Raw genomic sequence first — 5,662 nt, 5'->3', positions numbered from 1 at the left:
ATGGACAGATGGCTGAGTTGGCTTAAGGCGCACGATTGGAAATCGTGTGAACGTTAATAGCGTTCCGGGAGTTCGAATCTCCCTCTGTCCGCCACGCATGGAATGCTAGGAAAAAACGCACCAAAGGGTGTGTTTTTTCGTGCAGTCCAGCGGCTCTCTTTATATCATAAGGGGCCTCTTTTGTTCCTGTAATCTTACTCTATTCCGAATAACTGCAAAAACTTTTGCCAAAAAGTTGATTCCTCTTTGGGCGCTGGATCGGCTTTGTTTTCTTCCTGTACCGAAATCGCATCTGTTCTGATTGCAAATTGTACGGAGGAAACATTCGTATTTTTGTCTGATGCGAATGAGATAGGCGTTGTATCACCACTCCCTATAGAAGCCAATACTTCGTCAATCTTTTCTTCGGCCTTACCATCCATTCCGTCGCTCTGTTCCCTCATTTCACCTGTTCCTTCCGCAAGCGCGGACGCTCCCTTACATAAAGCGGTCAAGCCATCGTAAAGGGTTTGGGTCCCTGCATATAGAACGCCTGAGCCCTCCTGCAATTCCTTACTTCCCTCAGACAGGGCGGAAACGCCGCTCATGATCTGCGTATATCCCGCAGAAAGCTGCGCGACGCCATCTGAATATTCCTGCAAACCACGATCCAGCTTACTGTATTCTGCCGCCAGTTTATTGATGCCGGAGGACAACTCCGCAAGCTTTGAAAGCATCCCGCTCAGTGTTTCAGTAAGCTCTGAGATTGCCGCGTCAAACGAATCATAGTTTTCCTGTAAATCCGTTAGTCCGGCCTGCAGCGAACCTGCCGCACCGGAAATGCCGTTCAGGTAGCTTGCCGTACCGCCGATTGCCGCATTATTACCTTGAAGTAATGTCACTACGGTTTCAAGCTGATCGATTTGGCTGCGCAGTTGTTCTGCCTGTGCTGCCTGTGCGGGATCAGTTTCATCCAGCGAATCGATCATAGAGCGCAGGGAGCTGATTTGGGTTTCAAGATTTGAAACAGCCTGCGCGTTTCCCGCCTTAAGTGCATCAATATCTAGACCGTTTGCTGCCATGGCATCCTTATATTGGACGTATCCTAAGGCATCCTGCAAGCCGGAAGCCCCGCCGGATAAACTGTTAATGCCAGTTTTTATCGCCGCGGAAGATTCCGCAAGCGCGGTGATTTGCTCCTGCGAAACCGAGACAGATTGCAGCGCCCCCTGTATTTGCGACAGCGCTTCCTTCATTTGGGAAGAGCCGTCAAGCAATGCTCCTGATTGTGCGTTCAGTTGATTGAATCCATCCTGCATGGCAGTTACCCCCGCCTGCAAATCGTTAAGGCCGCGATCTAAACTGTCTGCGCCGTTTTTCAGTGAGGCTGAACCTTTGGTGAGCCCGGAGCCGCCGCCTCTTAAGGCAAGCGCGCTATCCGCCAGCGAAATTGCGCCGTCGTTTAACTCGACCGTACCGTCTATCAGTTTTCCGATTTCTTCCATCAGCTCTTGATCGTCGATATCAACATCCATATTCAACCTGATGCCATTGATCGTTACGGCGTCCATTTCAAAATCCTTCACATCCGCGGTGATCACCGTGTCGATCCCTTTTCCGGGCAGGATCGTATACGCAAGCTGCTTATCGCTTCCCACATTTGCAATCGTTGCTTCTTTCGCTGTAATATTCGTGCACTTGTTTGCATCCAGCAGGAAGGTTGCCTGTAACGCGTAATCCTCAAAGAACGTTCCTGTGCACGCTTCGTTTTTGGTGATTTGGAACCACACCTCAAGCTTTCCGCTTTTTCCCGCAATTTCTTTGGGGGAATATTCCTTTCCCTCCAAAAAGTACCGAATCGAAATATTCCAGGGAATGGGCGTGGACGCGTCCATGATGCCTTCGTAATACACCTTTTCCGCTTGATCGGAAAAGGTGATCGTATCGCTGTTTTTTATGATTGGCGTTTCGGAGGTCAGCATTCTGACCTCGGTATAGACGCCGTAATCGGTAATATCCCCGCCCGAAAAGCTGTTCACAACATAAACGCCGTTTACCGCTCCGTTTCCGTTCGCTATAGCATAAACAACTTCTTCTTTTTGGTTGGGCGCCGCTGCGGCAAGCGCGGGTGACGCAGCGCCTATCATCATGATTGCCGCCAGAAATGCCGCCAGCCATTTTGTATATTTTTTCATTTACTTGAAACCTCCTTATGTTCCTTCAAAAAATTTGCATGACGCGTTGTTTTATTGATCAATCCGTCAAAGATATAGAGCAGCCCCGGAAGGACGAAGATCACCACTACAAGGGAGCACAGCGTGCCATAGCCGAGGAAATACCCGAGCTGCGACAAAATCCCATGCGTTGAAATCATGCCCAGCAGGAAGCCTATGGCTGTGAGTGCACTGCCCGACGTGAGGATCGATACCATGCACGCTGAAACCGTCTTTAGGATGGATTCCTTTTTCCCCATACTTCGGCGGAACTCCTTGTAGCGGTCCGTAAACAAGATCGCGTAATCAACCGTCGCCCCGAGCTGGATCGAGCTGATGATCAGATAAGAGATATAGAACACTGTCGATCCCATAAAATAGGGAATGGCAAGATTGACCCAGATTGCCGTTTCGATCGCCAACACAAGCAGTATGGGGATGGAGACAGATTTCATCGCGAACAGCAGCACCACAAACACCGCCGCAATTGCAATCAGGTTGACTTTGACCATATCCGAGGTGATCGTATGCATCAGGTCATAGGTGCTGACCCCATCGCCCGCGAGGTAATCGGAATCCGGATAATACCTGTTGGCAATGTCGCGGATCTCTTCTATGAGCGAAAACGTTTCCTCACCCTCATAGTCAACGCCAACGGAGATGACCATGCGGCTGTAGTTTTCCGATATCAGTTTTGAGAGCGTGTCGCTATCCACATATTCGGTCGGCACCTCCGGCCCTGCGTTATCCGCATAAGAGATGATATCTGTAACATCATAAAGCCCGTGCAGCTCATCCGATAGCTGCTTTTCTGTAGCGGGGCTTCCCTTCGGCACGATCAGCACATAGGTATCGCTTTTTCCAAAGGCATCTTCCACTGCCTTGGTATCCGCCCCTAGCTGTGTTTCCGAACCAAAAATATGGGAAGCGCCATAATAGTATTGGTTGCTGTTCGAGGCAAGATAAGCGGGAATGATCAGCAGCGCGAATATGCACGCGGCCGGCACCATAACGCGGCATACTGCCTTGCCAAATCCCCGGAAATCCGGCATAAATGATTTGTGCCGGGTTTTGTCGATCAGTTTATAGGTGCAGAGAATTAGGCATGGCGAAAAAACAAATACGGTAATCAAGCTAATTGCTATCCCTTTTGCCAGTGCGAGCCCCAGATCTGGCCCAATCTGAAACTGCATCAGGCATAAAGCGAGAAACCCAATCACTGTGGTAAGGCCGCTCGACAGAATAGACGAGGTGGATTTGCATAATGCCTGCACCATAGCTTCCTTCGGGTCGGCATACTGCTCGCGGCATTCTGCGAAGCGGTGCAGCAGGAATACGGAATAGTCGAGGGATACCGCAAGCTGCAAAATATTGCCCGCCGCATTCGTAACAAAGGAAATTTCGCCAAATATCAGATTGGAGCCCGCATTGATCAATATCGCGATTCCCAGGCTTCCGAGGACGATCAACGGCTCCAGCCAGGAAGTCGTCGTCAGCAGGAGAACAGCCAGCACAAAAATCACGGCGATGCGGGCGATCTTGGATACTTCGGAAACCGTGCTTGAAGTTGCGACAGCGGTGGAAACGGCGCTTCCGGTCATCGCGTTTTCGTATCCGATCACGCTGCGGATTTCGTTCACTATTTCTGTCAAGCGGCCGTCATTTTCCAATGTGAGCGTAAAGAGCGCCGTGTTGTCTTTATAGTAACTTTCCACAGTGTCGGCATCCAGCGTTTCGATGGGCGTTACGATATCTTCGGCATCGTCAAGCCAAGTGACATCGGTAACGCCGTCTATTGAAAGAAGGCGTTCTTTGTAAGAAAGAGCCTGCGGGATAGAAACGTTCCGGATCATCACCCGGGCGTTGGGGATCCCACTGCCAAATTCAGCTTCCATTACGTCGAGGGACACGGTGGAGGCTGTATCTTCCGGCAAATAATCATTCATTTCGTAATTGACCGAAATAAACGGCTGGCACACAGCGCAAAACACCGCGCATAGGATAAAGGCAACCAGAATAATCTTTCGATGTTTGACAATTCCGCGATAAAAATTTTGCATTTGCTTTATTCTCCTTTTATCGCCGTGCCGGTAATATAAAAAATATTACTTGGGCAATGCAGCGTTAACCTGACTGCTTTTTCGTCCGCATATCCTTGCGCAAGGAACGGGATGGTACGCACAAGCGTAATGAGTTTGCCTTTAAGCGCATACGTTCCATCCTCCGCGACTGTTCCAACAACAGGATTTTCGTGTCCAAGTATGTTGAGGCATCCATTGATCTCCTCTTGCGTTCGCCTGACGTACAGTTTCCCTTTTCGATTGCCAAGTTGTGTTTTCATCACAACGTCATAAGTATATTCCATAAGATTCCGCTTCCTTTCAATGGAATCATATCGGCATATTTCGCGTGGTTCAATGGTCAATCCTGTGGCATTTGGGTAAAAAACGGACAACTGGATTTCATTTGGCGGGCAAAAGAAAATCGGGAATTTCATTTCCCGGACAGATTGCGCAGCGTTGTCCATTGAATTGTTTGATGGGCAACTGTATAATGAATTTTATAAAGGAGTCATGTATGGAACACAGAATTACGACGCTGAACACCAAAAGGGCATTGGCCGCCTCCCTAAAGAAATTGATGCCCAAAAAAGCGCTTTCCAAAATTACGGTCAGCGAAATTGTTGCGGATTGCGGTGTCAATCGAAAAACTTTTTACTACCACTTTGAAGACGTTTCCTCCCTGCTTATATGGATGCTGGAGCAAGAGGCTTTAGAGGTGGTTAAGGAGTTTGATCTGTTGGTGGACTGTGAAGACGCGATCTTGTTTGTTATGGATTATGTAGACGCTAACCAGCACATCCTGAATTGCGCATTTGATTCTTTGGGACGCGAAGGGCTGAAAAAGTTCCTGTATGCTGATTTCATTGGAATTTTAGGGGCGACGATCGAGAATGCCGAACGTGAGCTCGGCCTTTCGGCTCCGGAAGATTACAAACAGTTTCTTTGCGATTTTTATGCCGAAGCGTTGGCAGGTATACTCATCGAATGGTTTCGTGCACCGGGCAAAGCCGACCGGGAGAAAACGCTGCGTTATCTTACAACTATCCTGCGCACGACTTTGCCACAGGCATTGTATGTGGAAGGAAAGAAAAAATAATATTTTGCACGATACGGTGGGCGCGAAAACCATTTTTCTAGCGGATATTAAGAGCCCGGCAGCGATACCACCGCATGAAGTCTCCTAAAGGGAAAGCACTATGCAAAGCATAGTGCTTTCCCTTTGAATCTATGATTTCGAACGGCCGAATCTGTTTACTGATATACATCTTCATTAAAATCCAAAAAGTTCTGCCATGGGGGAATATGCATGAAAAGGAAGTTCAAACGGTTCCGGCGGAATGTGTACGAGATCGTTGATCCTTACCTGAAAACAGATAAAGCGGGAAAATTCCCGTTCTGGAGTCGTTT

General features: G+C 48.6%; 4 protein-coding genes and 1 tRNA gene. 2 read left to right on the top strand and 3 right to left on the bottom strand.

Features of this window, described 5'->3' with window-relative positions; genetic code table 11:
* The first annotated feature begins 2 nt into the window (after positions 1 to 2).
* Positions 3 to 94 (top strand) — tRNA-Ser (locus tag VB081_RS08180).
* 100 nt (positions 95 to 194) lie between these two features.
* On the opposite strand, the gene VB081_RS08175 is transcribed toward VB081_RS08180, so the two are convergent.
* From VB081_RS08175 to VB081_RS08165, 3 genes are read right to left on the bottom strand one after another with little or no spacing between them, the layout of a single operon-like run.
* Complete coding sequence (locus VB081_RS08175; protein WP_323400331.1) at positions 195 to 2,174, bottom strand: hypothetical protein; 1,980 nt, start codon at positions 2,172 to 2,174, stop codon at positions 195 to 197.
* Positions 2,171 to 4,252: an efflux RND transporter permease subunit gene (locus VB081_RS08170; protein WP_323400330.1), complete on the bottom strand. Its 2,082-nt coding sequence runs from the start codon at positions 4,250 to 4,252 to the stop codon at positions 2,171 to 2,173. Before VB081_RS08170 ends, VB081_RS08175 begins: the two co-directional genes overlap by 4 nt.
* Before the next feature lie 5 nt (positions 4,253 to 4,257).
* Complete coding sequence (locus VB081_RS08165) at positions 4,258 to 4,557, bottom strand: hypothetical protein (protein WP_323400329.1); 300 nt, start codon at positions 4,555 to 4,557, stop codon at positions 4,258 to 4,260.
* 212 nt (positions 4,558 to 4,769) lie between these two features.
* Between VB081_RS08165 and VB081_RS08160 the strand changes: the two genes are divergently transcribed.
* The gene (locus tag VB081_RS08160) at positions 4,770 to 5,351 is read left to right on the top strand and encodes a TetR/AcrR family transcriptional regulator C-terminal domain-containing protein (RefSeq protein ID WP_323400328.1); all 582 of its coding nucleotides are present in this window, start codon (positions 4,770 to 4,772) and stop codon (positions 5,349 to 5,351) included.
* Positions 5,352 to 5,662: the final 311 nt, after the last annotated feature.

The organism is Christensenella sp. (assembly GCF_034927525.1).
Taxonomy (GTDB): Bacteria; Bacillota; Clostridia; order Christensenellales; family Christensenellaceae; genus Christensenella.
Note: the sequence above shows the minus strand (reverse complement) of the source record. Positions and strands in the feature narration are given on the sequence as shown.